Consider the following 25,876-nt stretch of genomic DNA (forward strand, 5'->3'; position numbering starts at 1 on the left):
CCATAAAAAGGCCGATAAGGCGATCTGGCAGTTTGTGTAACGAGCCACGTGCGGGAGCGACGCGCGTCGGACAGCGTGCACACTGGGTCGGTGCGCATCACGTCCGCCCTCGTCGACCCGGCACTGCTCGATCTGCCGTGGTCGGTTCCACTCGAGGATTGGCCGGCCGATCACCTGGTCGCGCTGCCGCAGGGCATCTCCCGGCACATCGTCCGCTTCGTCAAGCTGAACGAGACCGTGTACGCCCTCAAGGAGACCCGGGAACGGATCGCCGAGAAGGAGTACGACCTGCTCCGCGCCCTGGAACGGATCGACTTCCCGGCGGTCGAGGCGGTGGCCATCGTCACCGACCGGCAGGACGAGGCGGGCGAGCCGCTGGAGTCGGTGCTGATCACCCGGCACCTGCAGTTCTCGCTGCCCTACCGCGCGCTGTTCTCGCACGTGCTGCGGCCCGAGACGATGAACCGCCTGCTCGACGCGCTGGCCGCGCTGATCGTCCGGATGCACCTGACCGGGTTCAGCTGGGGCGACTGCAGCCTGAGCAACACCCTCTTCCGCCGGGACGCCGGCGCGTTCGCGGCCTACCTGGTCGACGCCGAGACCGGCAACCTCTACCCGAAGCTGTCCGAGGGCCAGCGCAGCGAGGACATCGAGATCCTCCGGCTCAACATCTACGGCGAGTGCCTCGACCTGCAGGCGGCCGAGCTGCTGCACGAGTCGATCGACCCCGAGACGGTGGTCGACGACATCGTGGCCCGGTACGACCGACTGTGGCACGAGGTCACCTACGAGCAGGAGGTGCCCCGCGACGCCCGGCACGACATCGAGCGCCGCATCCGCCGGCTCAACGACCTCGGCTTCGACGTCGCCGAGGTGGCCGTGTCCACGGTGGACAGCGGTTACCGCGTACGCCCCAAGGTCGTCGACGCCGGCTATCACACCCGCCGCCTGATCCGCCTGACCGGCCTGGACGCCGAGGAGAACCAGGCCCGGCAGTTGCTCAACGACCTCGACACCTACCGCGCCGAGAGCGACCTGATCGACGAGCAGCAGGCCGCGCACCGCTGGCTGACCGAGGTCTTCGAGCCGGTGGTCCGGGCGGTGCCGGCCAACCTGCGCCGCAAGCTGGAGCCTCAGGAGATCTTCTCGCAGATCATCCAGCACAAGTGGCTGCTGTCCGAGCGGGCCGGCCGGGACGTCGGCATGGCGCCCGCCGTGCAGAGCTACCTGACCGACGTGCTCGCCCACAAGCCCGACGAGCAAGCCGTGCTGGGCCTCGAGGTCAGCGCCCTCGAGGACGCGAATAGCTGAGGATGATCACTCCGGTGGTGGAGGTCTCGCTGCCGTCCAGGGTCAGCGTGGCCGGAGCGCCGCCGTCCGGGAACATCCGCTTGCCGCCGCCGACCACCACCGGGAAGACCAGCAGCGTGTAGCGGTCGATCAGGTCCTGGGCGACGAGCGTCGGGATCAGCCCGCTGCTGCCGAAGACGACCAGGTCCTCGCGCTGCCCGAGCCCGGCGATCTCGTCCTCGCGGACGATCTGGCTGTTGTGCCACTCGGCCTTGTCGAGGGTGCGGGACACGACGTATTTCGGGCGCCGGTTGAGCGCGGCGACGGCCGGTTCGCTCTGATCGGCCTCCGACCAGTTCGACACGAAGGTCTCGTAGGTTCGCCGTCCGAACAGGAACCCGCCGGCGCCGGTGGTGGCGTCGCCCATCACCCGCCCGACGACCGGGTCCATCGACGGCTGCACCCAGCCGCCACGCTCGAAGCCGCCGTCGGTGTCCTCGTCGGCGTACAGCGGCGACTGCACGACACCGTCGAGCGTGACGAAATTGACGACTGTGATCCCCGACATGCGAACGATCCTGGCACAGCTCAGCTCGCGGCGCGGCGCGGCCACCGTCGTTTCACCGCGGCTACCTCATCCAGCGGCGCGACCAGGCGATCGGGGTTACATCGACCGCACCCCGGTGCTGCTAGTCATCGGTCTCCCGGTAGGGGGTGGCCTGCTCGAGCAGGGCGCGCAGGCCGGCCCGGCGGGCCACGACCACCACCCGGTCGCCGGCCGACAGCACCCGCCGCCGGTCGGGGGTCCAGTCGACCCACTCCGAGTCGGCCGCGGACATGCCGATCACCCGCACCATCTGCGCCCGGTCGGCCGATTCCAGGGCCGTCCCGTCCAGCGGCGAGCCCGGCAGCACCCGCACCGCGGCCACCAGCAGCGCGTGCCGGTCGACCGGGATCGTCACGATCACGTCCCGGTCGAGCAGGGACGCGGCGAAGGCCGGGGCGACGAGCCGGGACACGCTGCGGGAGATGTCGATGTTGAAGGCCTTCTGGACCCGGCGGGCGAAGTCGTCGTCGAACAGGCGCAGGACCACGCGAATGTCGGAGCGGGCGGCCCGGGCGTTCAGCGCCGCCTGCAGGTTGGTGACATCGTCGGTGGACACGACGACCAGCGCTTTGGCCGTGTCGACGTGGGCCTGGCGCAGCGTATCGTCGGAGGCCGCGTCGCCGACGATGAACGGCACGCCCAGCTGCCGGGCCACCTTGGCGCCGCGGGCGTTCGGGTCACGGTCGATGGCGACCACGTCCAGGCCCAGGTCGTTCAGGTGCCGGAGGGTACGGGTACCGACGGTGCCCAGGCCGACCAGCACGATGTGGTCGGTGTGCGCGCTGCGGACCTGCCCGTTGGCCAGTTCGAACCGGGCGTTGACCATGCCCTCGACCACCGCGGCGGTGATCAGCGGGATCAGCGCGACGCCGGCCAGCGTGAGGACCAGCTGGGCGCCTTGGGCCACCCCGTTGCGGTCGACCTCCACATCGGACGATCCGACCGCGGTCAGCAGGGTCACGTAGAGGGACGTCCAGAAGCCGCCGGGGACGTTGTCGGTGTGCGCGAGCACCGCCCCGGCCAGCACGGTGATCACCAAGGTGGCAATCACGGCCACGCCGAGCTTGCGGTTCATCGCGGCCCGGACGGCCCGGACGGCGCCACGCAGCGTCCGGCCGCGGCGTGCCGACCGGGCCAGCTTGCGGGCGGCCACGGCCTGGCCGACGGGTTTGCGGGAAGCCTCGGCGAGCACGAGGTCGGCCGGGCGGCCCTGGCCCGGCGCGGGGTCGGCGGGCAGCACGGCCGTCTCGCCCGAGCCGTCGGCCGTGGTCAGGGTGCAGACCACGGATTCGGCGGGTACGTCGGACCGCCGCGCCACGTGCATCGTCCGGCCGGCGTGGCGGAAGTGGGTGGGCGCGGGCTCGCCCAGCGCGGCGGCGACGAACGCGGGCGCCGCCATCGTCGCGTCACTGAGGACGGCGCAGTCGTCGAACAGCTTGCGGACGCCGTACCCGAGACCGGTGTTGAACATTCGCAGCACCAGGCGCAGGTCGGGTTCGACGGCCTGGGCGCACAGCGCGGCGTGCAGGTTGATCACGTCGTCGGGCATGACCAGGGCCAGCGCCGCCGCTCCGGCCAGGCCGGCGGCGCGGAACGCGGATTCGTCGAGGCGGTCGGCGCGGACCACGCGTACCCCTCGGAGCCCTTGCAGGTCGGGAACGTTGGCGCGCAGCCGGTGGGGCACGACCAGGGTGATCCGGATCCGGTGGCCGGCGTTGGAGAGTTCCTCGGCCAGCGTGTAGACGAGCGAGTCGGCGCCGCAGATGACGAAGTGGGGGCGGCCGTCGGTGCCGTTGGCCAGGCGCTGCTGGAGCCGGGACATGAGCCCGCGCCGTACCGCTCCGGGCTGTTGTTCGGCGCTCACGGACCGATCGTAATCATGGCCGTCACCGGAACCAGGTACGTCCGCCGCTCGTTGCCCCTTCCGAGCCAATTGTCCGTGAAGTCTAGTACCGGAGGACTCGCATGCGTAGGTACCTGCTCGCCGCCGCGGTGATGGGTGGGCTCGTCCTGTTCGGCGCCGGGCCGGCGCGAGCCGACGACCAGCCGCTGCCCGCCGTCGATCAGGTGGGTGGCCTGGTCGGCTCGGTGGGTGACATCGGGGGCCTGGGCCCGGCCGGTGACGTCGCCGGCGCCGATCCGCTCGGCGGCGGTGTGACGGTGCCCAACCCGCTCGACTCCGGTGCGCCGGCCGTCGACTTCCAGCCCGGCGACAACTCGGTGACGCCGCCGACGCTACCCGCCACGGCACCCAAGGCCGCGACGACGAAGACGGCGGCGACCACGGCCGCGTCGTCGACGAAGGCGGCGACCTCGAACGCACCGGCCACCGGCACCGAGTCCCGCCTCGCCGGCAGCAACCTTCCGCTGCTCGGGGGCCTGCTGCCGCAGAAGCCGGTGCGGACCCTGCCCACGTCCACCGACATCAGTGGCCTGCCTCCGGGCGGCACCGACGTCCCGCCGGGTGGAGGTAACACCACGCCGGCCGCCGGCCCGGGCGACGACCAGCAGCGCCTCGACGAGGAGCCGATCGACGGCGAGTCCGCGCGCCCGTTCTCCGAGGGCCGCCCGGTCGCCGGCCAGGACCCGGACTACAAGTAACCCGCACGCGAAGCGGGCCCATCCTCGCCGTTGAGGATGGGCCCGCTCTCGTCAAAGACCAGTGGTAGCCCCGGGCGCATCCGCCCGGCGGATGCCGCTCCGGCCCACCACCGCCCGGGGAAGTGGTAGACCTCGGCGGTCTCCGCCCGGCGGATGCCGCTCCGGCCTACCACCGTGTGGGGCTAGCTGACCGAACTGATGGCCACCGAGCCGCGGCCGACGACCGCGCCCTCGCTGGTCGTGAAGACCGCCTCGCCGAAGAGGTCACGGCCCTCGGACGGCGCCGCCGCGGCGGTCACCGACCCGGTCACGGTCGCGGACGCGCCGTTGGCCAGCGGCGTCTCGGTCGGCGGCACGGTCAGCGCACCGAGCGCCGGGCTGTAGAAGACGTCCAGGTAGTCGTACTGCGTGGTCCCGGCCGGGATCGCGTAGCCGTCGACCACCACGGTGTACGTCCCCGCCGCGGGCGACGGGATCGACACCGCTTCCTCGGCGTCGCCGTCGGCCTGCTGCGCCACCGGGGTGTCGCCCAGGTAGACGGTCAGGTCGAGGTCAGCCCCGAGGTCGGACGGGTTACCGATGGCCACGTCGAGGCGGGACGCACCGGCGGGCACGACGACCTCGAACTCCTGCTGGTCGCCGTCCGCGATGGTCGGGCGGTCCGACTTGGCGCTGCCCAGCGGGCCGCCCTGCGCGGTCAGCGTGAGCGGGCCGTAGTTGTTGGTGACGTTCCAGCTGACCGGGGCCGGGGTGCCGGCCTTGACGCTGGGCAGGGTGACCGTCTCCGGGTCGACCGTGACGCCCTGCACCTTGGCCGTCAGCTGGTACGGGTTCTGCAGGTAGGGCGACGTCCGGCGGGACTCCACCTCGATCTCCCAGACTCCCGGGATCGGGTCGTCGTAGGAACGCTCGTCCGGCTTGCAGGTGTCCGGGTTGGAGAAGTGCGGGTAGCACTCGAGGCTGGAGGTCGGGTCGAGCGGCACGCCGTACGGGCTGATCGCGACGAACCGGGTCTGCGAGTCACCCTTGAGCCCGGCCAGGTCGACCTGCAGCGAGCTGGCGCCCTCGGGCACGACCACGAAGTACGAGACGGACGAGTTGCGGTCCACCTTGCCCTCGCCCTTCAGGGCGTACGACGGCTTCTTGGTGGTGACCGAGGTGACCACCGTGTTCATGATCTCGTAGTCGACCACCGAGGTGGCCGGGTCGTCGACCTTGAGGATGGCCGAGTTGAGGCCGTCCTTGGGGGTGACCACCACCGAGACGGTGACCGCCTTGTTCAGTGGCAGCAGCACGCTGCCGGCCGACTTGAACGCGCCCTTGTCGCCGACCCAGGTCAGCTTGTGCCGGACCGTACCGGCGGCGCCGCTGGTGCGCTTGATCTGCACGTTGTAGACGCGGGTGGAGTCGGCCGTCTGACCGCCCTCACCGGCCACGCAGCGGTTGTGGATGCCGCTGCCACGATTCGGGGTCGGGGTCAGGAACTCGGACAGCGCGGTGCAGACCGGCGCCGACGACTCGTACCCGATGGTGTCGACGGTCTTGGACAGCAGTTTCCAGGCGCCGTTGACGTCGAGTAGGCCGTCGCCCTGTGCCGCCACCGAGACGCCCTTGATCGGCTGCGCCGAGCTGTAGATCGCCTTGCGCAGCTGCGCCGGGTTGACCTGCTTGTTCGACTGCTTGGCCGCGGAGAGCAGCAACGCGGCGGCCCCGGCGGCCTGCGGCGAGGCCATCGAGGTGCCGTTCTGGTGGTTGAGGCCGATCGGCAGGGTGTAGCCGGCCTCCGGGATGCCCGGCTCGTTCAGCCACATGTTGATCGTGGAGATGGCCGAGCCCGGCGCGGTGATGTTCGGCTTGAAGCCGCCGTCCTCCCGCGGTCCCCGCGAGGAGAAGTTGAACATCGCCATGTCCTTGCGGACCACCGAGCCGTAGTTGGCCAGCCAGGTCTCCTTGCTGATGCTGGCGGCCACGCTGACCACGTCGGTGGCCACGGACGGGTCGCCGATGGTGTTCACGCCCGGCCCGGAGTTGCCGGCCGAGATGAACATCTGCACGCCGTAGTCGCTGATCAGCCGGTTGTAGAGCTCCGACCGGGCGTTGTCGCCGCTGTTCAGAGGGGGCAGGCCGCCGATCGACATGTTGATCACGTCGACGCCGCGGTTGACGACCAGGTCGGCCATGCCGGTGGTCAGCGCGGCGGCGGTGCAGCCACCGCCCCACGAGCAGGCTCGCGACGAAACGATCTTGGCGCCCGGGGCCTGGCCGTCGAGGTTGTCGTTGCCGAGCATGTTGTTGGCGGCGAGGATGCCGGAGACGTGCGAGGCGTGCGAGGCTTCCGGGATGCCGATGTTGACGAAGTCGGCCACCTGACCGGGCAGGCCGGCCGGGGTCAGGTCGACGTCCTCACGGAACTCGACCACGAACGGGACGCGCTCGGCGACCGGGGTGGCCGGGTTGTCGACGCCGAAGTAGCCGACGTCGTACTTCTCCTTGTACGGCCGCATCACGGCGTCGTCGGTGAAGTCGTTGTTCTGGTTCACGTCGACCCGGATGTCGTGCGAGGCCGGGTCGTAGAGGATTCCGAAGACGTCGGTGCTGTCGCCGTCGCGGTTGACGTCGCCGGCCAGGTCGTCGGCCACGGTGATCGACTCACGGAAGGTGCTGTAGAGGTACGTGCCTTCCGGCTTCTTCACCGACGCCGGCGGCGCGGAACGCATCGCCCGCCAGGTCGCGTCGTTCTCCAGCAGCGGGTCGGTCGCCGTCACCCAGTCGACGATCTTGCGCTCGCCGGTCGACGTGGTCTTCAGGGCCGGGTTCTCCAGGTCCACACCGGAGTCCATGACACCGATGGTGACGCCGCGGCCGTCCCATTCCGGGTGCTTGCGCTTGAACGCGACCGAGCCGGTCTCGTCGGTCGGCATGTACGGGTTCGCGGCCGGCGTCCTCGGGCCCGGGCCGGGCAGCGTGTCGGTCTGCTTCGCGCCTTTCTTACCCAGTTGCTCCTGAGGCTCCGGCAGCTGGATCTTCTCGTCCAGGTCGATCGCCGATACACCGGGCAGCTTGGCCGCCTTGACCACGTTGCCGGTCGGCACCGAGGCCAGCACGTAGCCGACCTGGTCGAAGCGGCGGGTCACGGTGCCGCCGAGGCTCTTCACCTTGGCCACCACGTCGGCCGACCGGCCCTGGTCGGCGGCGATGATCACGGTGACGTTGGCCGCGCCCTTGGCTTCGGCCTGGGTCAGGAGGTCGGCGTCGTGCGAGTCGAGGGTGGTGGCGGGGGCGTCCTTGGGCGAGTCGCCCGGCGTCTCCTGGGCCGGTGGCACGGTCGGTGCGGGCGCGGCCTGCGCGGGAAGGGCGTTGCCGAGTACGGCGACTCCCACCGCGAGCACGGCGATACCTGTTCGCCGGCTCCAGGCGGATCGATGTCTCACGTACGAATCCTCCGGAACTTCTCGCCCGCCAAGGGGGTGTGCGGACGTATCCAGGGATCCTCGGACTCCGGTAGTCAGCTAGTCACTATGGTCGATGGAGTTCGTGACCAGGATGAGACATTTACGCGTGCGCATATGCGTTTTCCTAGTCGGCTGATTGCTTTCGTTCCGGGTCAATTCGACCGCGGAGCCGCGTGATCAGCACCAAAACGGCGAGCAGCCCGGCGGTCACATGCACCGGCGCCGGGCCGAGCGGTGTCAACAAGATCAAAACCACGATGCCGGGGTACGCGAAAAGCACGGCGCCATGAGCCTGCGGCCGAATGTGCAACAGCCACACGATCAACAGATAAACGGCGACGGGTACGGCCACCGCGAACCCGGCGAGATGCCCGCCGATCTCGGTGTCCCGAATGTCGAAGTCGACCACCACCCCCAGCCCGGCCCCCACCGCCGCGGCGGCCGCGAAAATCAGAAAGTGGCCGTACCCCACAGCATCGACATCCGCAGCGAGCCCAGCAGGTCATGGGCTGACCGAAACAGAGGTCGAAGAACAGTTCCAGCGGCGTGGCGACCCGATGCGACTCGTCCACCCGCCGGGCCCGCATCGGCGTCACGTCAGATCCCAGTTGAGCAGCAGGAACGGCTCTTCCTCGTCGGCGCCGGCCTTGCGGTAGGTCGCCTGCGCGGCGGCGTTGTCCCGCTCGGTGCCGACCCACATGCCGTAGCAGCCGCGTTCGGTCGCGAGCCGGGCCAGGCCTTCGACCAGCGCCGTGCCGACCCCTTGCAGTCGCGCCGCCGGTAGGACGCCCAGCTCGTACACGAACATCTCGGTCCCTTTGTCCGGGTGGGTCATCTCCACCCCCGAGATCATCCCGACCGCCCGCCCCGCATCGTCGTACGCGAACAGCAGGTGATGCCCCGGCTCGCGCAGGAACCGCCGGGTCACATCCTCGATCGGCGGCCCGTCGAAGAGATCCGCCGCCCCCAGCACCTCGGCGACGTCCACCACCCGTTCGATCCGCATGGCGCCACGATAGGGGCATGGCCATGGAGTGGATCCACAACCGGCAAGGACGTGGTCGGCGCGCCTTGACGCAACCATTGGGTTGCTATAACTTCAGTAGCAACCCAATGGTTGCTATATGGAGGACGACATGACCTTTCCCAATCAGATCGAGCGCACCCTGCAGCTCAAGCACACCCCCGAGCGCGTCTGGGCCGCCCTGACCACCGCCGAGGGCCTGGGCACCTGGTTCGGCAACCGCGCCGAGGTCGACCTGCGGGTCGGCGGCGAGGCCCGGCTCAGCTGGGACAGCGGCGACAACGCGACGCTGGTCATCGAGCGGCTGGAGCCGCCGCGCGTGTTCGCATACAGCTGGCCGATCAACGGGCTGCCCGACAGCGACCCGCGCCGCACCTATGTGGAGTTCACGCTCGAACCGACCACGTCGGGCACCACGCTGACCATGGTCGAGAGCGGGTTCGCGCAGGTGACCGGCGACCAGCACGAGAAGGCGCACGGCGGCAACACCGACGGCTGGACGCACGAGCTGGGCGAGCTGGTCGCGTACCTCGATGCCCAGCCCTGACCTGGAGGCCGTGGCGGCCGAGGTCTTCATCGCGCTGGCCGACCCGAGCCGGCGAGCGATCCTGGCCGCCCTCGCCGCCGGCGGCCCAGCCACCGCCACCGACCTGGCCGGCCGGCTGCCGATCACCCGGCAGGCCATCGCCAAACACCTCGCCCTGCTGACCGAGGCCGGTCTGGTGGTGACCGAGCCGGGCGAACGACGTCGCATCCGCCATCGGCTCAACTCCGCCCCGATGCGGGTGGCCCAGCAGTTCCTGGCCGCACTGGCCCGCGACTGGGACGGCCCGCTGGCCGCCCTGCGGGACCGGCTCGACGAAGGAGATCCCGATGCTTGACCTGCCGCCGGCGTCCCCTCGAAGACCTGGCCGCGGTGGAGAGCCCCCGGCCGGATTCGAACCGGCGACCTACCGCTTACAAGGCGGTTGCTCTGGCCAACTGAGCTACAAGGGCGCCCGAACAGCATACCGGCAAAGGGTGATGACCCTCGAAACGCCAGCTCAGCGCGTCTGGACCTTGGCAGAATCGTGAAAAGGATTTAACGTAACGCTGTTCCATCCACTCGGATCGTCCGGCACGTTCCTGCCGGTGGAAAGGAAGTCGATACTTCATGGCTACCGTCACCTATGACAAAGCCTCCCGGATCTACCCGGGCTCTGAGCGCCCCGCGGTCAACGAACTCAGCCTCGAGATCGGCGACGGCGAGTTCCTCGTCCTGGTCGGGCCCTCCGGCTGCGGCAAGTCCACCAGCCTGCGCATGCTGGCCGGCCTCGAGGACGTCGACCGCGGTCGCATCCTGATCGAAGGCAAGGACGTCACCAACCTCCCGCCGAAGTCCCGCGACATCGCGATGGTCTTCCAGAACTACGCCCTCTACCCGCACATGTCGGTGTACGAGAACATGGCGTTCGCCCTGAAGCTGCGCAAGACCCCGAAGGCTGAGATCGACCGCCGGGTCAAGGAGGCCGCCGCGCTGCTCCAGCTGGACGAATACCTGGCCCGCAAGCCCAAGGCGCTCTCCGGTGGTCAGCGTCAGCGTGTCGCCATGGGCCGCGCCATCGTGCGTGAGCCGCAGGTCTTCCTCATGGACGAGCCGCTGTCGAACCTCGACGCCAAGCTCCGCGTCCAGACCCGCTCGCAGATCGCCACCCTGCAGGCCAAGCTCGGCATCACCACCGTGTACGTGACCCACGACCAGGTCGAGGCCATGACCATGGGCCACCGGGTGGCGGTCATGCTGGACGGCGTCCTGCAGCAGTGCGACACCCCGCGCGCCCTGTACGACACCCCCGGCAACGTCTTCGTGGCCGGCTTCATCGGCTCGCCGGCGATGAACCTCAAGACCGTGGCGCTGACCGAGGCGGGCGCCAACTTCGGCCCGCTCGCCGTCCCGCTGTCCCGCGAGCAGGTCGCCGCGGCGCAGAGCGGTGGCGGCAAGGTGACCGTCGGCTTCCGCCCCGAGGCGACCGACCTGGTCGGCGCGGCCGACGGCGGCCTGCCGATCGTCGTCGACCTGGTCGAGGACCTCGGCTCGGACGCCAACGTCTATGGCCACGCGGCCATGGACGACGGCTCGGAGCGCTTCGTGGTCCGCACCGACCGGCGCAACATGCCCAACATGGGCGAGACCGTGCACATCAAGCCGCAGGCCAACCAGGTGCACGCGTTCAACGCGTCGAGCGGCGAACGGATCTGAGTTTCCACGGAACGGCCCCGGCGTTTGTCAACGCCGGGGCCGTTTTCTATGCCGCGAAGCGCTGCCAGATCAGGGTGGCGTCGGCGACGCAGGCGATCACTTCGGTGTTCCAGGAGCACGAGGCGGTGCGTACGCCGGGCAGGGGCCCCAACTGGACCGGATCGTCGCCGACGTGCCGCCCGGCCAGCGCCGGGTCCTCGGGCGAAGTGTTCAGGGGGTGGGAGAAGAGCAGCACGTTCCCGCCGTCGAGCCGGCCGGCGGCGCCGTCCGCGGTCCAGGCGACCTTGCCGGTGGCCGAGTCGACCAACGCCACCTTGGCCGTCGGCGACAGGTTCTGGGTGACCAGGGCGTGGTCGCCGACCGGGACGATGGTCTCGGCGCCGGGCAGCGACACCCGCCAGGTCTTGGCACCGTCGGCCACGCGTACACCCGCCAGCTTGTGGGTCTTGCTGTCATAGCTGGTCGACTCGATCCAGCAGACGTAGTCACCGCCGCACGACGCCAGCGCCATGATCCGGGCGTCGTTCTCGGCCTGGCTCAGCACCTTGGGACCCTCCAGCGTGGACAGGTCGAAGGACAGCACCCGCTGGGTGTTGCCGTTGGTCTCGACGGTCACGACCCGGTTGCCGGTCACCGAGATCAGCCCATCGGTGTCGGCGACGCCGGCCTTGGGCGCGACCTTGACGCTGCCGTCTCCCGCGTCGATCACCCGCGCCGACCGGTCGCCCAGCACCTGCAGCAGCCGGGTGTCGTCGTCGTAGTCGGGCGCGAACGGCACGCCCGTGGTCCGCGCCGGCCCGGACAGGTCGTCGGCGGTCTGGCTGGTCCAGACGACCGGTGTCGTGGTCGATTCGACCTTGGGGTCGGGCGTCTCCCACGCCTTGTCGCCGTCGCTGCGGCGCAGTCCGAGCAGCCGCTTGTTCCGGCTGTCGGTGAAGACGGCGTTGGGCCCGCTGAACCGCACGGTGTCGTCCCGGTCCATCGCCCGCTGCCAGCGCACCCGCCCCGAGTCCCCGTCGAGCACGACCAGCCGCCGCTGCCCGCTGGTGCTGTCCACCTCGCTGATCGCCGCGACGCCGTCGGGCAGCCCGATGATCTGCTCCCACCCACCGGCGATCCCGGCCGCCGTGTTCCCCCACACCTTCTTGCCGCTGCCCGCGTCGGCCGCCACGATCCCGAGCGCGCCGTCGTCCCCCTCGGTCGCGTAATACACCCGATCCCCGTAGATCACCGTCTCGACCAGGTTGCTGCCGACCTTGGCGGCCGCGTCCAACGTCACCGGCGCGGCCTTGTCCAGCGCCTGGAAGTCGATCGCCCGATACCCCGGCCACAGCACCCAGGCCAGCGTCGCCCCCGCCGCGACCACGACGACCGCGACCAGAGCGACAACCCCGACCCACTTCTTCCGGTACGCCCTTCTGCCCGCGCTGTCGCCTTCCCGCTCCGCCGACGCGAGCCAGGACCCACCGCCCGCCCCGCCCTGCGCCCCCACCGAGCCGACGCGCCCACCTTGCCCGCCGCGCCCGCCAAGACCACCTTGCCCGCCGAGACCACCTTGCCCGCCGAGACCACCTTGCCCGTCGTGACCGCCGCCGAGCCCAGCGGCCCCGTGAACGCCGCCCTGGCCACCGCCGAGCCCACCGGCACCGTGACCGCCCCGCTCACCACCGAAGCCGCTGTTTCCTCCACCGCCGTGGTAGGCCGACGGCCCACCCGGCCCGAAGGCCTCCGCCTCACCGGTCGCCCACGGGTCGACCGGCTCCGCATACTGCGACGCGTCCGGCTCCCCCCGGACCTGCTGCGCCGGAATCGTCGCCGGCGTGGGTGTGGGCGTCGCCGCCTCGGCCTCCCCTCGCCGATAGGTAGCCTGATCATCCGGAACCACCACCGCCGTCCCGGTGTCCCACCCCCGGTTGTCGACCTGCGTGCCACCGCCATCGTCCGCGGCACCGGTCCCCGCCTCGGCCGCGAGCGCCGCCAGACCCGCCGCCCCACCCACCTCGGCGCCAGGGGCCGCCGACGCGCCGCCGGACCCAACCGCCCCGGACGCGACGCCAGGCCAAGCGGGTCCCGGCCCAACCTCACCCGACGCGCCGCCCGGCCCAACCTCACCCCGCACGACTCCACCCGACGCGACGCCCGGCCCAACCTCACCCTGCGCCACTCCACCCGACGCGACGCCCGACTCGGGTGGCCGGGCCTCGGCGCCCACCCCTGAGGTCGGTGCCGGGGGCGCGGCGGACGGCGCTTCCGGCGTACCCGTCGCATCTGACTGAACCGCGACGATCGCACCCTCGGCGACCGGCAGCTCCGGCTGCTCCAGCACCGTCGGCGCGACGCCCAGCTCGGCGTGCAGCAGCCGCGCCACCAACGGCACCCGTGACGACCCGCCGACCAGGAACAACCCGGCCAGCTCGACCGGCGTGAATCCGGCCGCCTGGATCACCGCGTCGGCCTCCGCGACCCCGCGGCGGATGAGTGGCCCGGCCGCCGCCTCGAGTTCGTCGCGGGTCAGGTGCACGGCCTCCTCGACGCCGGGCACCGCCACCGGCGCGACCGACGAGCGGGACAGCATTTCCTTCGCCCCGCGCACGTCCTCCCAGAACTGCCGCCGCGCCCGCCACTGGGCCAGCGTGCGCGGATCGGTCAGCGCCGCCCACGCCTCCGGTTCGGCCCCGGACAGCGATTTGCCCAGGTGGTCGACCAGCGCCGCGTCCAGGTCGAGGCCGCCGAGGTCGTCAGCGCCGCCGGATGCCGCCACCTCGAAGCGCGGGCGCCCGTCGGATCCAAGGCCTTCGTTACGTACGACGGCCACGTCGAGCGTGCCGCCGCCCAGGTCGAACACCGCCAGCGCCGCGCCCACCGGCACCGGCCGGCGCAGCACGTCGGCGAAGTAGCGGGCGGCGGCCACGGGTTCGGGCACCAGGCGGGTCGCCGCGGGCCAGCCGGCCCGGCCGAGCGCCTCGGTCAGCACGTCGCGCCGCAGGCTGCCCCAGGCGGCGGGGTAGGTCAGGACGGCCTGCGGCAGGAATCCGGCCGTGGCGACGGCTTCCCGGGCCACCGCCCCGAGCAGCGCGGCCAGCAGTTCGGCGACCGGAACGCCGGCGTCGCCGAGGTGCACGGTGCCGTCGTCGATGTGCCGTTTCGGGTGCGGTTCGATGCGCGCCGGGTCGGCGTACCCCAGCCGCTGCGCGTCCCGTCCCACGTGCAGCCGCCGTCCGGCGTCGAGGTAGACGGCCGACGGCAGGAGCGGCTGCCCGTCGAAGAGCAGCGGCCGGGTCCGCCCGTCGGGCCGGCGCAGCATGGCGACCGTGTGCGACGTTCCAAGGTCGACGGCGAGCACAAAGCCGTCCCCGGGCTCGGTCATCGTGCTGCTCCTCCGCCAACGGACACCCGGCCCGTCATGTTACGGCCCGGGCACTACCAGCAGAAACGGGAGGATCACCCGAGCGCGACGGTCGTACGCCTAGGCCTCATTTCGCGGTCCAGCCAGGGCCGTGGTCCGGCCGGGCCCGCGGTCCAGCCAGGGCCGCGGTCCAGCCAGGGCCGCGAAACGGCCGGAGCCGCGAAACGGCCTAGACTGCGTCGGATGTTCCGCCCGGCCTACCCGATCCGCACCCCCCCCGGCTGACTCTGCGCCCGGTCACCCTCGACGATCTCGACGACGTGTACGCCTACCAGCGCCGCCCCGACGTCGTCCGCTGGATGCTCGGCGCCACGACCCGCACGCGGGAGCAGTCGCGGTCGTCGGTGATCGCCATGTCGGGCGAGGACGCGCTGCGCGCCGAGGGTGACGTTCTGACCCTGGCCGCATGCACCGGCGCCGGGGTCATCGGGACGGTGGAGCTGGTCTGGCACAGCGAGGCCGACGCCACGGCCGAGCTGGGTTACGTCTTCCACCCCGACCACGGCGGCCGGGGTCTGGCCACCGAGGCCGTGACCGCCATGCTGGAGTGGGGGTTCACGGAGTTCGGGCTGCATCGCGTCCATGGCCGGTGCCACGCCGGCAATGACCGGTCGGCGCGCCTGATGACCCGGGTCGGCATGCGCCTGGAGGGACGGCACGTCGAGAGTTACCGCTTCCACGGCGAGTGGGCCGACCGGCTGGTCTTCGCCGTCCTGGCCCGCGAGTGGCGGCGTAGTGGAACAGCTGATCCGCTTAGCTAGAGTGGGATTGTGACGGAGCAACTGGTCGGCAAGCTGCGCTCGGATGCCCGGGACAACCGTGACCGGATCGTCGAGGCGGCGCGCGAGGCGTTCGCGTCCGATGGTCTGGATGTGCCGATGCGCGAGGTGGCCCGGCGCGCCGGGGTGGGCCTGGCGACCGTCTATCGCCGCTTCCCGACGAAGGAGGCCCTGCTCACGGCCGCTTTCGCCGAGCAGATGCAGGCGTGCGAGCGTGTCCTCGACGAGGCCCTGACCGTGCCCGACCCGTGGGCCGGCCTCTGCCGGGCGATCGACAAGGTGCTGGCGCTGCACGCCCTCGACAGTGGTTTCGCTCGTGCGATGACGGCGCAGTACCCGCGCGTCTTCGACTTCGCCGACGGCCGCGACCGTTCCCTGCGCAAGCTGCTCGGCCTCATGCGCCGCGCGAAGGAGTCCGGTGGCCTGCGTCCGGATGTCGTCCTCGAGGATGTCGTGCTCGCCATGATGGCCAACGACGGCATCCGCGCCGAGTCACCGGAGCTGCGGCTGGCGGCGACCCGCCGTTTCGCCGCCCTGATGCTCCAGTCGTTCAGCGCCCGGCCGGTGCCGCTCCCGCTCCCGCCGGCGGTCCGGCTTCCCTTGACGGTGCGGGCATAGGCGGCACGCCGCGGCACCGCCTGCGTCTGGGCCGGCGGTGCGCGGTCACGGCTCAGCCGTAGGTGCGGCGGCGGTTCACCTCGGCCAGCGTGACGGCCGCGGCCACCGACGCGTTGAGCGACTCCACCGTGGACGCCATCGGGATGTTGACCCGCAGGTCGCAGGTCTCGCCGACCAGGCGGGACAGGCCGCGCCCCTCGGAGCCGACGACCACCAGCAGCGGGCCGACCGCGGCCTCGAGCTGGTAGAGATCCGTTTCGCCGTCGGCGTCGAGCCCGATCGCCGTGAACCCGGCCTGCTGGCAGGCCTTGACCGCGCGGGTCAGGTTGACCACCTGCGAGACCGGCACCCGGGCGGCCGCGCCGGCGCTGGTTCGCCAGGCCGTGGCGGTGATGCCGGCGGCGCGCCGCTCGGTCATGAAGACGCCGTGCCCGCCGAAGGCCGCCACCGAGCGGATGACCGCGCCCAGGTTGCGCGGGTCGGTCACGCCGTCCAATGCGACCAGCAGCGGTGCGGTCTGTTCCAGAGCGGCCGCGATCAGGTCGTCGAGCTGCTCGTACGCGAACGGCGGCACCTGCAGCCCGATGCCCTGGTGCAGTACGCCACCGGTCATCCGGTCGAGCTCGTTGCGGCTGACCTCGAGGATCGGGATGCCCCGGTCGCCGGAGGTGCGGATGATCTCGTTGACCCGGTCGTCGATGTCGATGCCCTGGGCCACGTACAGCGCGGTCGCGGGGATCGCCGCGCGCAGCGCCTCGACCACCGGGTTGCGGCCGAGCAGCAGTTCCGGCCCTTCCTTGGTGGGGTTGGACCGGCGGCCGGGCGCGACCCGCGGGCCACCCCGCTGGCTGGTCTTGCCGCGCTGCGGTGTGGGCCGGCCGGTGCCTCGCCCGCCGCCCCGGCCCCACGTGGTGTCCTTCGAGCCGGGGAGGCCGACCTTGGGCGCGCGGCCCTCGGCGGCGGCCGCCCGGCGCTCTTTGTCCTGTTTGCGCGCGGTCTTGGCCGGCAGTTCCTCGGTGCCGGAGTAGCCCTTGTGCCAGGGCCGCTCGTCGGCGGGCAGGGTGCGGCCCCGGCCCTTGAGGCCCGAGCGGTTCTTGCCGCCCGAGCCGATCGGCGCGCCCTTCTTCGAGGTGACGCGGCGGCTGCGGTTGCTGGAGTTACCCGGCATCAGTGTTGCTCTCCCACTGTCCAGCGGGGTCCGGCCGGGGTGTCTTCCACCTGGATGCCCGCATGCTTCAACTGGTCGCGGACCGCGTCGGCGGCGGCCCAGTCCTTCCGGGCCCGCGCCTGCGCCCGCTGCTCGAGGGCCAGGTGGACGAGGGCGTCCACCACCGGCTTGAGGTCGTCGCCGCGGTCGCCACCGCCCCAGGCCGGGTCGAGCGGGTCGAGGCCGAGGACGCCGAGCATGGCCCGCACGGCGGTGAGCGCGGCGCGTACGCCGGTCTCGTCGCCCGAGGCGAGCGCGGTGTTGCCCTCCCGGATGGTGTCGTGCACGACCGCCAGGGCGGCCGAGGTGTTGAGGTCGTCGTTCATCGCGGCGGCGAAGTCGGGTGGCACGTCCATCGGCCGGCCGGGCCCGACGATCTCCACGGCCCGCTGCACGAAGCCCTCGATCCGGCGGTATGCCGTGGCCGCTTCCCGCAGGGCTTCCTCGGAGTAGTCGATCCGCGAGCGATAGTGCGGAGTACCGAGGTAGTAGCGCAGTTCGACCGGCCGGACGCCCATCTGCATGATCGACGCGAAGTCGATGACGTTGCCCAGCGACTTGCTCATCTTGGCCTCGCCCAGGTTGAGCAGCGCGTGGTGCACCCAGAAGCGGGCGAACGGCAGCCCGGCCGCGCGGGACTGGGCGATCTCGTTCTCGTGGTGCGGGAAGGTCAGGTCGAGCCCACCGCCGTGGATGTCGAACTCATCGCCGAGGTAGCGACGGGCCATCGCCGAGCACTCGATGTGCCAGCCGGGCCGGCCCCGACCCCACGGCGACGGCCAGGTGGCGTCGACCGGCTCGTCGGATTTCGCGGCCTTCCACAGGGCGAAGTCGCGGTAGTCGCGTTTGTCCTTCTCGCCGCCGTCGGCGGGCGCGCGCATGTCGTCGGGGTTCTGGCCGGACAGGGCGCCGTATTCCGCATACGACGGGACGTCGAAGTAGACGTCGCCGTTGCCGTTCTCGGCGGGGTATGCGTGGTCGCGCTCGATCAGGTCGTCGATCAGCTCGTGCATCTCGGGGATGTGCGCGGTGGCCAGCGGCTCGTAGGTCGGGGGCAGCACGTTGAGCGCGGCGTAGTCGGAGTCGAGGACGCGACGGTTCTCGTACGCGATGGACCAGAACGGCCGGCCCTCGTTGACCGCCTTGACGAGGATCTTGTCGTCGACGTCGGTGATGTTGCGGACGAAGGTGACCTCGAGGCCGGTGTGCAGCAGCCAGCGCCGTAACACGTCGTAGTTGACCGCGGACCGCAGGTGGCCGATGTGAGGCACCGACTGGACGGTGAGACCGCACAGGTAGATCCCGACCTGACCGGGCGTCTTCGGGACGAACTCCCGGACGGATCGGGTCGCGGTGTCATGCAGGCGGAGCGTCACCAATCAAGGGTACCGAGGTGGTCCAATCGGTAACGCTCCGCCTGTGGACAAAGGCCTGGTTTTCACATTCGCCACCAGTGCTGACGCCCCGGGATTGAATTCGAAACCAGGCCTAGGCCTAGGGCCTCGTCATGCGAAGGACGTCGAGGGCCGTGTCCAGTTGATCTTCGGTCAGGGTGCCACGGTCGACGTGGCCTCGGGCCAGCACGATCGAGCGGATCGAAGAACCGGAGGCCAGCGCCTCCTTGGCGATCGAGGCGGCCTCGTCGTACCCCAGGAATCGGTTGAGGGGTGTGACGATCGACGGCGAGCCCTCGGCGTACCCCCGGGCGATCTCCTCGTTGGCCTCCAGCCCGTCGATGCAGCGGTCGGCCAGCATGCGCGCCGCCGCGGCCAGCAGCCGGATCGACTCGAGCAGGTTGCGGGCCATCACCGGCAGCATCACGTTGAGCTCGAAGTCACCCTGAGTGCCGGCGAACGCGACGGCCGCGTCGTTGCCGATGACCTGGGCGCAGACCTGGCGCACCGACTCGGGCACCACCGGGTTCACCTTGCCCGGCATGATCGACGAGCCCGGCTGCAGGTCGGGCAGCCGCAGTTCGCGCAGGCCAGCCCGCGGCCCCGACCCCATCCAGCGGATGTCGTTGACGATCTTGTAGAGCCCGACCGCGACCACCTTGAGCTGGCCCGACGCCTCGACCAGCGCATCCCGGGCGCCCTGGGCCTCGAAGTGGTTGCGGGCCTCGCTCAGCGGCAGCCCGGTCATCTCCTTGAGCGTGGCGATCACCGCGGGGGCGAAGCCGGGCGGCGTGTTCACGCCGGTGCCCACGGCCGTCCCGCCCAGCGGCAGCTCGGCCAGCCGGGGCAGGGTGTCGGTGAGCCGGTCGATGCCGTACTGCACCTGCGCGGTGTAGCCGGAGAACTCCTGACCGAGCGTGACCGGCGTCGCGTCCATCAGATGCGTACGCCCGCTCTTGACCACCTCGGCCCAGGCGTCGGACTTGGCCTTGAGCGCGGCCGCCAGGTGGTCCAGGGCCGGGATGAGGTTGCTGGTGACCGCCTCGGTGGCGGCCAGGTGGATCGACGAGGGGAAGACGTCGTTGCTCGACTGCGAGGCGTTGACGTGGTCGTTCGGGTGCACCGGGCGACCGAGCTCACGCGCGGCGAGCGAGGCGATCACCTCGTTGGCGTTCATGTTCGACGACGTGCCCGACCCGGTCTGGAAGACGTCGATCGGGAACTGGTCGTCGAAACCCCCGCCCGCCACCTGCGCCGCGGCCGTGGCGATGGCCTTGGCCAGATCGTCGTCGATAACGCCCAGAGTGGCGTTGACCTGGGCCGCGGCCCCCTTGATCTGGGCCAGCGCCTTGATGTGGGCCGGCTCCAGCCCGCGCCCCGAGACGGGGAAATTCTCCACCGCGCGCTGGGTCTGCGCCCGCCACAGGGCGTCGGCCGGGACCCGGACCTCGCCCATCGTGTCCTTCTCGATGCGGTATCCGCTCTCGTCACTCGTCACACCCTCATTCGTACACCGAAAGTGGACGGGCTGGACGACGGAACGTACCGTGGGCCAGCGTTTGGACTGCCTACTGAACAGGATCTTTGTGATGCGACGCGCTCTGTTGGCCGCTGTGGCGGGTGGTGCTCTCGTGGCGCTGACCGCCTGTGGCAGCGACGCGAACAACGCCTCGACCACCGCTGAGCAGGCGCCTCCGTCGCCCTCGGCGTCGGCCGAGTCGACCTACGTGGCGCCCGACTACACGACCAACACCAAGCAGGTGTGCGACAAGGTCTCGGCCATCTACGCGGACGGCTTCGGCGGTTTCTCGGCCCAGATGGGCAAGATGATCGCCAACAAGGAGGCAAAGCAGGCGCCCGAGGCGACCGCCGCGCAGAAGGCGGCCGGCGAGGAGCTCAAGAAGGTCGGCGCGCAGATCACCAAGGAGGTCTCGGTGGCCGAGGACCCCGACCTCAAGGTCGCCGGCGAGCAGAGTGCGGCGAAGGTCACGCAGAGCGCGTCGGACAAGGCCTTCTTCGACTCGATCAAGACAACCAAGGACCTGGACGCCAAAATCGAGTCGAAAATGCTCGACTGGATGAACCCGGTGACCGGCTTCTGCGCCTGATCAAGACCAAGACCAAGTTCAAGATCCGGTCGTAGCGGGGTGGGTGGTACAGACCGCTGCTCCCGCCGAGGGTCGCTCCGCTCCACCTGCGTAAGTGGTTGCGCCCCAAACCCCAGTGGTAGCCCAGGCGGTATCCGCTCCGCGGATACCGCCCGCTCCTACCACCGCCGCCAGCGCGTCAGGGGCGGGCGCCGATGTTGAGAACAGCCTTCGGCCTGGTCACGTCGGCGAAGAAGTCGTTGCCCTTGTCGTCGACGACGATGAAGGCCGGGAAGTCCTCGACCTCGATCTTCCAGATCGCCTCCATGCCGAGTTCCGGGTATTCCAGGACCTCGACGTGCCGGATGCAGTCCTGGGCCAGCCGCGCCGCCGGGCCGCCGATCGAGCCCAGGTAGAACCCGCCGTGCGTCTGGCACGAGCGGGTCACCTGCCCCGAGCGGTTGCCCTTGGCCAGCATGACCATCGACCCACCGGCGGCCTGGAACTTCTCCACGTAGGAGTCCATGCGCCCGGCCGTCGTCGGCCCGAACGAACCCGACGCGTACCCCTCGGGGGTTTTGGCCGGTCCGGCGTAGTAGACCGCGTGGTCGCGCAGGTATCGCGGCATCGGCTCGCCCGCGTCCAGCCGCTCGGCGATCTTGGCGTGGGCGATGTCCCGGGCCACCACCAGCGGGCCGGTCAGCGACAGCCGGGTCTTGACCGGGTACTTGGACAGCAGCGCCCGGATCTCGTCCATCGGCCGGTTGAGGTCCACGCGGACGACTTCTTCGTTGTCGAAGGAAACGTCGGGCAGGAAGCGGGCCGGGTCGGTCTCGAGCCGTTCCAGCCAGACACCGGAGGGCGTGATCTTGGCGACGGCCTGGCGGTCGGCCGAGCAGGACACCGCGATCGCGACCGGGCAGGACGCGCCGTGCCGCGGGAGCCGGATGACGCGGACATCGTGGCAGAAGTACCGGCCGCCGAACTGGGCGCCGATGCCGAAGTCGCGGGTCAGCTCGAGGACCGCCGCCTCCAGCTCGACGTCGCGGAAGCCGTGCGCCGCCATCGTGCCGTGCCGGGGCAGGTTGTCCAGGTATTTGGCGCTGGCCAGCTTGGCCGTCTTGAGGGCGTACTCGCCGCTGGTGCCGCCGATGACGATGGCCAGGTGGTACGGCGGGCAGGCGGCCGTACCGATCAACCGCAGTTTCTCGTCCAGGAAGGCCATCATCCGCGCCGGGTTCAGCAGCGCCTTGGTCTCTTGGTAGAGGTACGACTTGTTGGCCGAGCCGCCGCCCTTGGCCATGAACAGGAATTTGTACGCGTCGGGATGGCCACCCGGGTCCTCGGCCGCGATCTCGATCTGGGCCGGCAGGTTGGAGCCGGTGTTCACCTCGTCCCACATGGTCAGTGGCGCGAGCTGTGAGTAACGGAGGTTCAACCGGGTGTACGCCTCGTAGACGCCGGCCGCGATCGCCTCCTCGTCGCGGCCGTCGGTGAGGACGTGCCGGCCGCGCTTGCCCATGACGATCGCGGTGCCGGTGTCCTGACACATGGGCAGCACGCCGCCGGCCGCGATGTTGGCGTTACGTAGCAGGTCGAGGGCCACGAACCGGTCGTTCGGCGATGCCTTGGGGTCGTCGATGATCGAGCGGAGCTGGGCGAGGTGGGCGGGCCGCAGGAAGTGTGCGATGTCGTGCATCGCCTCGGCCGTGAGGAGGGTGAACACCTCGGGCTCGACGGTCAGGAAGCGGCGCTTGCCGGGTCCCTCGACCACATCCACGCCCTCATCGCTGACCAGTCGGTAGTCGGTGGTGTCGTCACCGACCGGCAGCAAGGGTGCGTAGGTGAAGGAGCCGGGTCTGTTCATGAGCGGCAAGCCTAAATCAGAGGGTTGCGCGACTGCGAACGGCCCGGGATCTCGAATCGATCACTTGTACGGCAGGTAGGCCATGTCCCGCCCGTCCACGGCGATCAGGCCCTGCGGTCCGGTGGCGAAAACCGAGGCCTCGGTACGCGCGTCGACCAGCACTCGCCCACCGGCCGGGGACAGCGCGATGATCCGCCGGGGCGACGCGTTGGCGATGATCGCCGCGTACGGGGTGAGTGCCGCCGACGCGCCGTCGTTGACGTTCCGCCGCCAGGTGACGTCCCCGGTGCTGAAGGATCGCCCGCTGAGCGTTTTGCGGTCGGCGCTCCGGACGATCGCGTGGGCGTCGTTCACGGCGAGCACGTCCTGATCTTTGGCGCCGTACCAGAGCCGCCGCCCGTCGTGCGCCGCGATCAGTTCCTCGCGCCCGACCGGGTCGACGCCGAGCACGACGTCGTCACCGCCGGCCGGGTCCCGGGTCTGTTTGCAGGACGAGCCGTTGTCCGCGGTCCGCAGGTTCAGCCCGTCCCGCTGCCACACCGTGCCCGCACCCGGGTTGGTCGCGACCACGCTGTAGTAGCAGGTGCCGTCGCCGGCCGTACCGGTGACGGTGATGACCCGGCCACCGACCACCGTGACCCGCTCGGCCGGCTTGGGGGTCAGGGTCTGCACGACCTTGCCGGTGGCGGTGTCCACGATGCGCACGTGCCCGCCGTCGGCCAGACCCATCAGCCCGGGCAGGTACGGCCGCCCGGCGACCTGGTCGTCCACTTGGGACGCGGGCAGCGGCTGGGTGCCGGGCAGGGCGGGGTTGGCCGCGTCGAGGACGAAGCCGATGCCGCCGGTGCTGACCCTCCACAGCGGACGTGAGCCCCGCGGGTCCCAGGCCGACAGCTCGCACTCGCCGCCTTTGACGCAGGCCAGGTCGACTATCGCGTCCCGGTAGGCCCACACCGCGGTGGCCGCGTTGTCGCTGCGCCGGACCGCGCCGCTGCGTGGGTCGAGCACCTGGTAGCCCTTGGTCAGCAGCTTGCCGGTGACGACCACGGCGTCCGGGCCGGTGCCGGCCACCGAGGCCCAGTCGGCGTCGGACTGCCACAGCTTGACGCCGGCGCCGAGCCCGTACGACTCGACCCGGGTGCGGTATTCGACGATGGCCGCGTCGCCGGCGATGGTGACGCCGGCCGGGGATCCGCTGAGTTTGATCTGCCACTGGGAGGCGCCTTCGGCCACCGGCCCGGCCGCTGTCACCCAGTTCCAGACCTGTGGCCAGGGGTTGAAGACGCGGGTGAGGGCGAGCACGACGAGGCCGACGACGACGAAGATCGCGATGTACCCCCTCGGGGTGCCGCCGGAAGCCACGCCACACGCTAACGAGATCCACCCGGCTCGACCGGGAGGGCCCCTTAAGCCCGTGTCATCCCGATTGGTTACGCTTCGCGGCCTCAATCATCGCTGAGAGCGCATCGCGGCCGCGGTCATCGCTGAGAGCGCTTCGCGGCCGCGGTCATCGCTGAGAGCGCTTCGCGGCCGCGGTCATCGCTGAGAGCGCTTCGCGGCCGCGGTCATCGCTGAGAGCGCTTCGCGGCCTCCAAAACCAACGGCATGATCCGGTACGGGATGAGCTCGGCGAGGGCGATGATGGTGGCCGCCCGCTCGATGCCCTCGTGGTTCAGGATCCGGTCGATGACCCGCTGCAGGTCGGTGTTCGATCGGGCCACCACGCGACACAGCATGTCCCCGCTGCCGGTGATGGTGTGCACCTCCAGCACCTCCGGCACGTCGGCCAGGTGCTTGATCAGCGCGCTGTGGCCGTACCGCTGACTGATCTCGAGGGTGACGAAACTGGTCACGCCGAAGCCGATCGACGCGGGCGCGACGTCCGGTCCGAAGCCGCGGATCGCGCCCCGCGCGATCAGCTTGTCCAGCCGGGCCTGGACCGTGCCGCGGGCGACCGACAGCCGCCGGGAGAGTTCGAGCACGCCGATCCGGGGCTCGTCCTGCAGCAGTGAGAGCAGCCGCGCGTCAAGCTCGTCGAGCTGGACATCCTGACCAGTCACAGCCGTCCCCCACTCTACGGATTGCGCACGTTGACCAGCAAAAACTGTAACTATTGCCCATCGACCGTACGTGAGACAACGATCACGTCATGACGCAGACGATGGAAAGCGCGACCCCGACTGCCGACGTCTTCCCTGTCCAGGGCGTCGACTACCTCCAGTTCCTGGTGGGCAACGCCAAGCAGGCGGCCCACTACTACTCGACCGCGTTCGGCATGACCTGCGTGGCCTATCGCGGGCCCGAGCACGGCTACCGCGACCACGCCGAGTACGTGCTGGTCAGCGGCGGTGCCCGATTCCTGATCACCGGTGCCGTGCACGCCGGCGCGGCCGGTGCCGACCACGTCGCCGCGCACAGCGACGGCATCAAGGACATCGCGCTCGCGGTGCCCGACGTCGACAAGGCGTACGCCCACGCGACAGCGGCCGGCGCCCGCGGCGTGACCGAGCCGTACGACGTCAAAGACGAGCACGGCACGGTCCGGATCGCCGCCGTCGCGACCTACGGCGACACCATTCACACCCTGATCGACCGGTCCGGGTACGACGGCCCGTTCCTGCCCGGCTTCGTGGCCCGCGGCCCGATCGTCGACCGCGGCGCCGCCATCGCGGCCGGCCTGCAGCCCAAGCGTTACTTCCAGGCGGTCGACCACGTGGTCGGCAACGTCGAGCTCGGCAAGATGGACGAGTGGGTGGAGTTCTACCGCCGGGTCATGGGCTTCACCAACATGGCCGAGTTCATCGGCGACGACATCGCCACCGACTACTCGGCCCTGATGAGCAAGGTCGTCGCCGACGGCACCCGCAAAGTCAAGTTCCCGCTGAACGAGCCGGCCGTGTCGCAGCGCAAGTCGCAGATCGACGAGTACCTGGAGTTCTACGGCGGCCCGGGCGCCCAGCACGTCGCCGTGGCCACCAACGACATCCTGGCCAGCGTCGATGCCATGCGCGCGGCCGGGCTGGAGTTCCTCGACACCCCGGATTCGTACTACGACGACCCGGAACTGCGGGCACGGATCGGCCAGGTCCGCGTACCCATCGAGGAGCTGAAGAAGCGCTCGATCCTGGTCGACCGGGACGAGGACGGCTACCTGCTGCAGATCTTCACCAAGCCGGTGCAGGACCGCCCGACGGTGTTCTTCGAGCTGATCGAGCGGCACGGTTCGCTCGGTTTCGGCAAGGGGAACTTCAAGGCGTTGTTCGAGGCCATCGAGCGGGAGCAAGAGCTGCGCGGAAACCTGTAAC

The 25,876-nt window shown here is 70.6% G+C and carries 21 protein-coding genes and 1 tRNA gene; 9 read left to right on the top strand and 13 right to left on the bottom strand.

The annotated features are described in order from the left end of the window. Positions 1–90 precede the first annotated feature (90 nt). A complete protein-coding gene (locus ACGFIO_RS16955; protein WP_392827178.1) occupies positions 91–1,311 on the top strand; it encodes a DUF4032 domain-containing protein in 1,221 nt (406 codons plus the stop codon). On the opposite strand, the gene ACGFIO_RS16960 is transcribed toward ACGFIO_RS16955, so the two are convergent. After that, complete coding sequence (locus ACGFIO_RS16960; protein WP_392827179.1) at positions 1,283–1,858, bottom strand: dihydrofolate reductase family protein; 576 nt, start codon at positions 1,856–1,858, stop codon at positions 1,283–1,285. The genes ACGFIO_RS16955 and ACGFIO_RS16960 overlap by 29 nt on opposite strands. 121 nt (positions 1,859–1,979) lie before the next feature. Further along, complete coding sequence (locus ACGFIO_RS16965) at positions 1,980–3,761, bottom strand: potassium channel family protein (protein WP_392827180.1); 1,782 nt, start codon at positions 3,759–3,761, stop codon at positions 1,980–1,982. A gap of 101 nt (positions 3,762–3,862) precedes the next feature. On the opposite strand from ACGFIO_RS16965, the gene ACGFIO_RS16970 reads away from it, so the two are divergent. Then, on the top strand, positions 3,863–4,498 hold the full coding sequence (locus tag ACGFIO_RS16970) for a hypothetical protein (protein ID WP_392827181.1): 636 nt from the start codon (positions 3,863–3,865) through the stop codon (positions 4,496–4,498). 182 nt (positions 4,499–4,680) lie between these two features. Here ACGFIO_RS16970 and ACGFIO_RS16975 read toward each other — a convergent pair whose 3' ends face one another. The 3 genes from ACGFIO_RS16975 to ACGFIO_RS16985 form a co-directional block, all read right to left on the bottom strand. Further along, complete coding sequence (locus ACGFIO_RS16975; protein ID WP_392827182.1) at positions 4,681–7,929, bottom strand: S8 family serine peptidase; 3,249 nt, start codon at positions 7,927–7,929, stop codon at positions 4,681–4,683. A 145-nt stretch (positions 7,930–8,074) separates the two neighbouring features. Next, positions 8,075–8,422 carry a low temperature requirement protein A gene (locus ACGFIO_RS16980; RefSeq protein WP_392827183.1) on the bottom strand — a complete coding sequence of 116 codons (348 nt, stop codon included), beginning with the start codon at positions 8,420–8,422 and terminating at the stop codon, positions 8,075–8,077. 120 nt (positions 8,423–8,542) lie between these two features. After that, on the bottom strand, positions 8,543–8,956 hold the full coding sequence (locus ACGFIO_RS16985; RefSeq protein ID WP_392827184.1) for a GNAT family N-acetyltransferase: 414 nt from the start codon (positions 8,954–8,956) through the stop codon (positions 8,543–8,545). 130 nt (positions 8,957–9,086) lie between these two features. Here ACGFIO_RS16985 and ACGFIO_RS16990 point away from each other — a divergent pair, with 130 nt between their 5' ends. Both ACGFIO_RS16990 and ACGFIO_RS16995 read left to right on the top strand, forming a co-directional pair. Further along, a complete protein-coding gene (locus ACGFIO_RS16990) occupies positions 9,087–9,521 on the top strand; it encodes an SRPBCC domain-containing protein (RefSeq protein ID WP_392827185.1) in 435 nt (144 codons plus the stop codon). After that, entirely contained in the window at positions 9,508–9,855 is a 348-nt protein-coding gene (locus ACGFIO_RS16995; RefSeq protein ID WP_392827186.1) for an ArsR/SmtB family transcription factor, read from the top strand. The genes ACGFIO_RS16990 and ACGFIO_RS16995 overlap by 14 nt, the downstream gene beginning before the upstream one ends. A 41-nt stretch (positions 9,856–9,896) precedes the next feature. Here ACGFIO_RS16995 and ACGFIO_RS17000 read toward each other — a convergent pair. Further along, a tRNA-Thr gene (locus ACGFIO_RS17000) sits at positions 9,897–9,970 on the bottom strand. Between the two features lie 157 nt (positions 9,971–10,127). Between ACGFIO_RS17000 and ACGFIO_RS17005 the strand changes: the two genes are divergently transcribed. Further along, entirely contained in the window at positions 10,128–11,213 is a 1,086-nt protein-coding gene (locus ACGFIO_RS17005) for an ABC transporter ATP-binding protein (protein WP_392827187.1), read from the top strand. Positions 11,214–11,259: 46 nt separating this feature from the next. Here ACGFIO_RS17005 and ACGFIO_RS17010 read toward each other — a convergent pair whose 3' ends face one another. Next, positions 11,260–14,580 carry an Hsp70 family protein gene (locus tag ACGFIO_RS17010; RefSeq protein ID WP_392827188.1) on the bottom strand — a complete coding sequence of 1,107 codons (3,321 nt, stop codon included), beginning with the start codon at positions 14,578–14,580 and terminating at the stop codon, positions 11,260–11,262. Positions 14,581–14,879: 299 nt separating this feature from the next. On the opposite strand from ACGFIO_RS17010, the gene ACGFIO_RS17015 reads away from it, so the two are divergent. Both ACGFIO_RS17015 and ACGFIO_RS17020 read left to right on the top strand, forming a co-directional pair. Continuing rightward, positions 14,880–15,380: a GNAT family N-acetyltransferase gene (locus tag ACGFIO_RS17015; RefSeq protein WP_392827189.1), complete on the top strand. Its 501-nt coding sequence runs from the start codon at positions 14,880–14,882 to the stop codon at positions 15,378–15,380. Between the two features lie 9 nt (positions 15,381–15,389). Further along, on the top strand, positions 15,390–16,016 hold the full coding sequence (locus ACGFIO_RS17020) for a TetR/AcrR family transcriptional regulator (RefSeq protein ID WP_392827190.1): 627 nt from the start codon (positions 15,390–15,392) through the stop codon (positions 16,014–16,016). A gap of 52 nt (positions 16,017–16,068) precedes the next feature. Here the strand turns inward: ACGFIO_RS17020 and rlmB are convergent, their stop codons facing one another. The 3 genes from rlmB to ACGFIO_RS17035 form a co-directional block, all read right to left on the bottom strand. Further along, a complete protein-coding gene (gene rlmB, locus ACGFIO_RS17025; protein ID WP_392827191.1) occupies positions 16,069–17,184 on the bottom strand; it encodes a 23S rRNA (guanosine(2251)-2'-O)-methyltransferase RlmB in 1,116 nt (371 codons plus the stop codon). After that, complete coding sequence (gene cysS / locus ACGFIO_RS17030) at positions 17,184–18,599, bottom strand: cysteine--tRNA ligase (RefSeq protein WP_392827192.1); 1,416 nt, start codon at positions 18,597–18,599, stop codon at positions 17,184–17,186. The genes rlmB and cysS overlap by 1 nt, the downstream gene beginning before the upstream one ends. A gap of 118 nt (positions 18,600–18,717) precedes the next feature. Further along, complete coding sequence (locus ACGFIO_RS17035; RefSeq protein WP_392827193.1) at positions 18,718–20,115, bottom strand: class II fumarate hydratase; 1,398 nt, start codon at positions 20,113–20,115, stop codon at positions 18,718–18,720. A gap of 91 nt (positions 20,116–20,206) precedes the next feature. On the opposite strand from ACGFIO_RS17035, the gene ACGFIO_RS17040 reads away from it, so the two are divergent. Then, positions 20,207–20,725, top strand: a complete 519-nt coding sequence (locus ACGFIO_RS17040; RefSeq protein ID WP_392827194.1) for a hypothetical protein — start codon at positions 20,207–20,209, stop codon at positions 20,723–20,725. Between the two features lie 178 nt (positions 20,726–20,903). Here ACGFIO_RS17040 and ACGFIO_RS17045 read toward each other — a convergent pair whose 3' ends face one another. The 3 genes from ACGFIO_RS17045 to ACGFIO_RS17055 all read right to left on the bottom strand — a co-directional run bounded on the left by ACGFIO_RS17045 (position 20,904) and on the right by ACGFIO_RS17055 (position 24,631). Continuing rightward, positions 20,904–22,571 carry a fumarate hydratase gene (locus tag ACGFIO_RS17045; RefSeq protein ID WP_392827195.1) on the bottom strand — a complete coding sequence of 556 codons (1,668 nt, stop codon included), beginning with the start codon at positions 22,569–22,571 and terminating at the stop codon, positions 20,904–20,906. Positions 22,572–22,631: 60 nt separating this feature from the next. Continuing rightward, complete coding sequence (locus ACGFIO_RS17050; RefSeq protein WP_392827196.1) at positions 22,632–23,933, bottom strand: hypothetical protein; 1,302 nt, start codon at positions 23,931–23,933, stop codon at positions 22,632–22,634. A 203-nt stretch (positions 23,934–24,136) separates the two neighbouring features. Further along, on the bottom strand, positions 24,137–24,631 hold the full coding sequence (locus ACGFIO_RS17055) for an Lrp/AsnC family transcriptional regulator (protein ID WP_392827197.1): 495 nt from the start codon (positions 24,629–24,631) through the stop codon (positions 24,137–24,139). A gap of 89 nt (positions 24,632–24,720) precedes the next feature. Here ACGFIO_RS17055 and hppD point away from each other — a divergent pair, with 89 nt between their 5' ends. Further along, positions 24,721–25,875, top strand: a complete 1,155-nt coding sequence (gene hppD, locus ACGFIO_RS17060; RefSeq protein ID WP_392827198.1) for a 4-hydroxyphenylpyruvate dioxygenase — start codon at positions 24,721–24,723, stop codon at positions 25,873–25,875. Position 25,876 lies beyond the last annotated feature (1 nt).

Source organism: Actinoplanes sp. NPDC049265 (assembly GCF_043197135.1).
Lineage (GTDB): Bacteria > Actinomycetota > Actinomycetes > Mycobacteriales > Micromonosporaceae > Actinoplanes.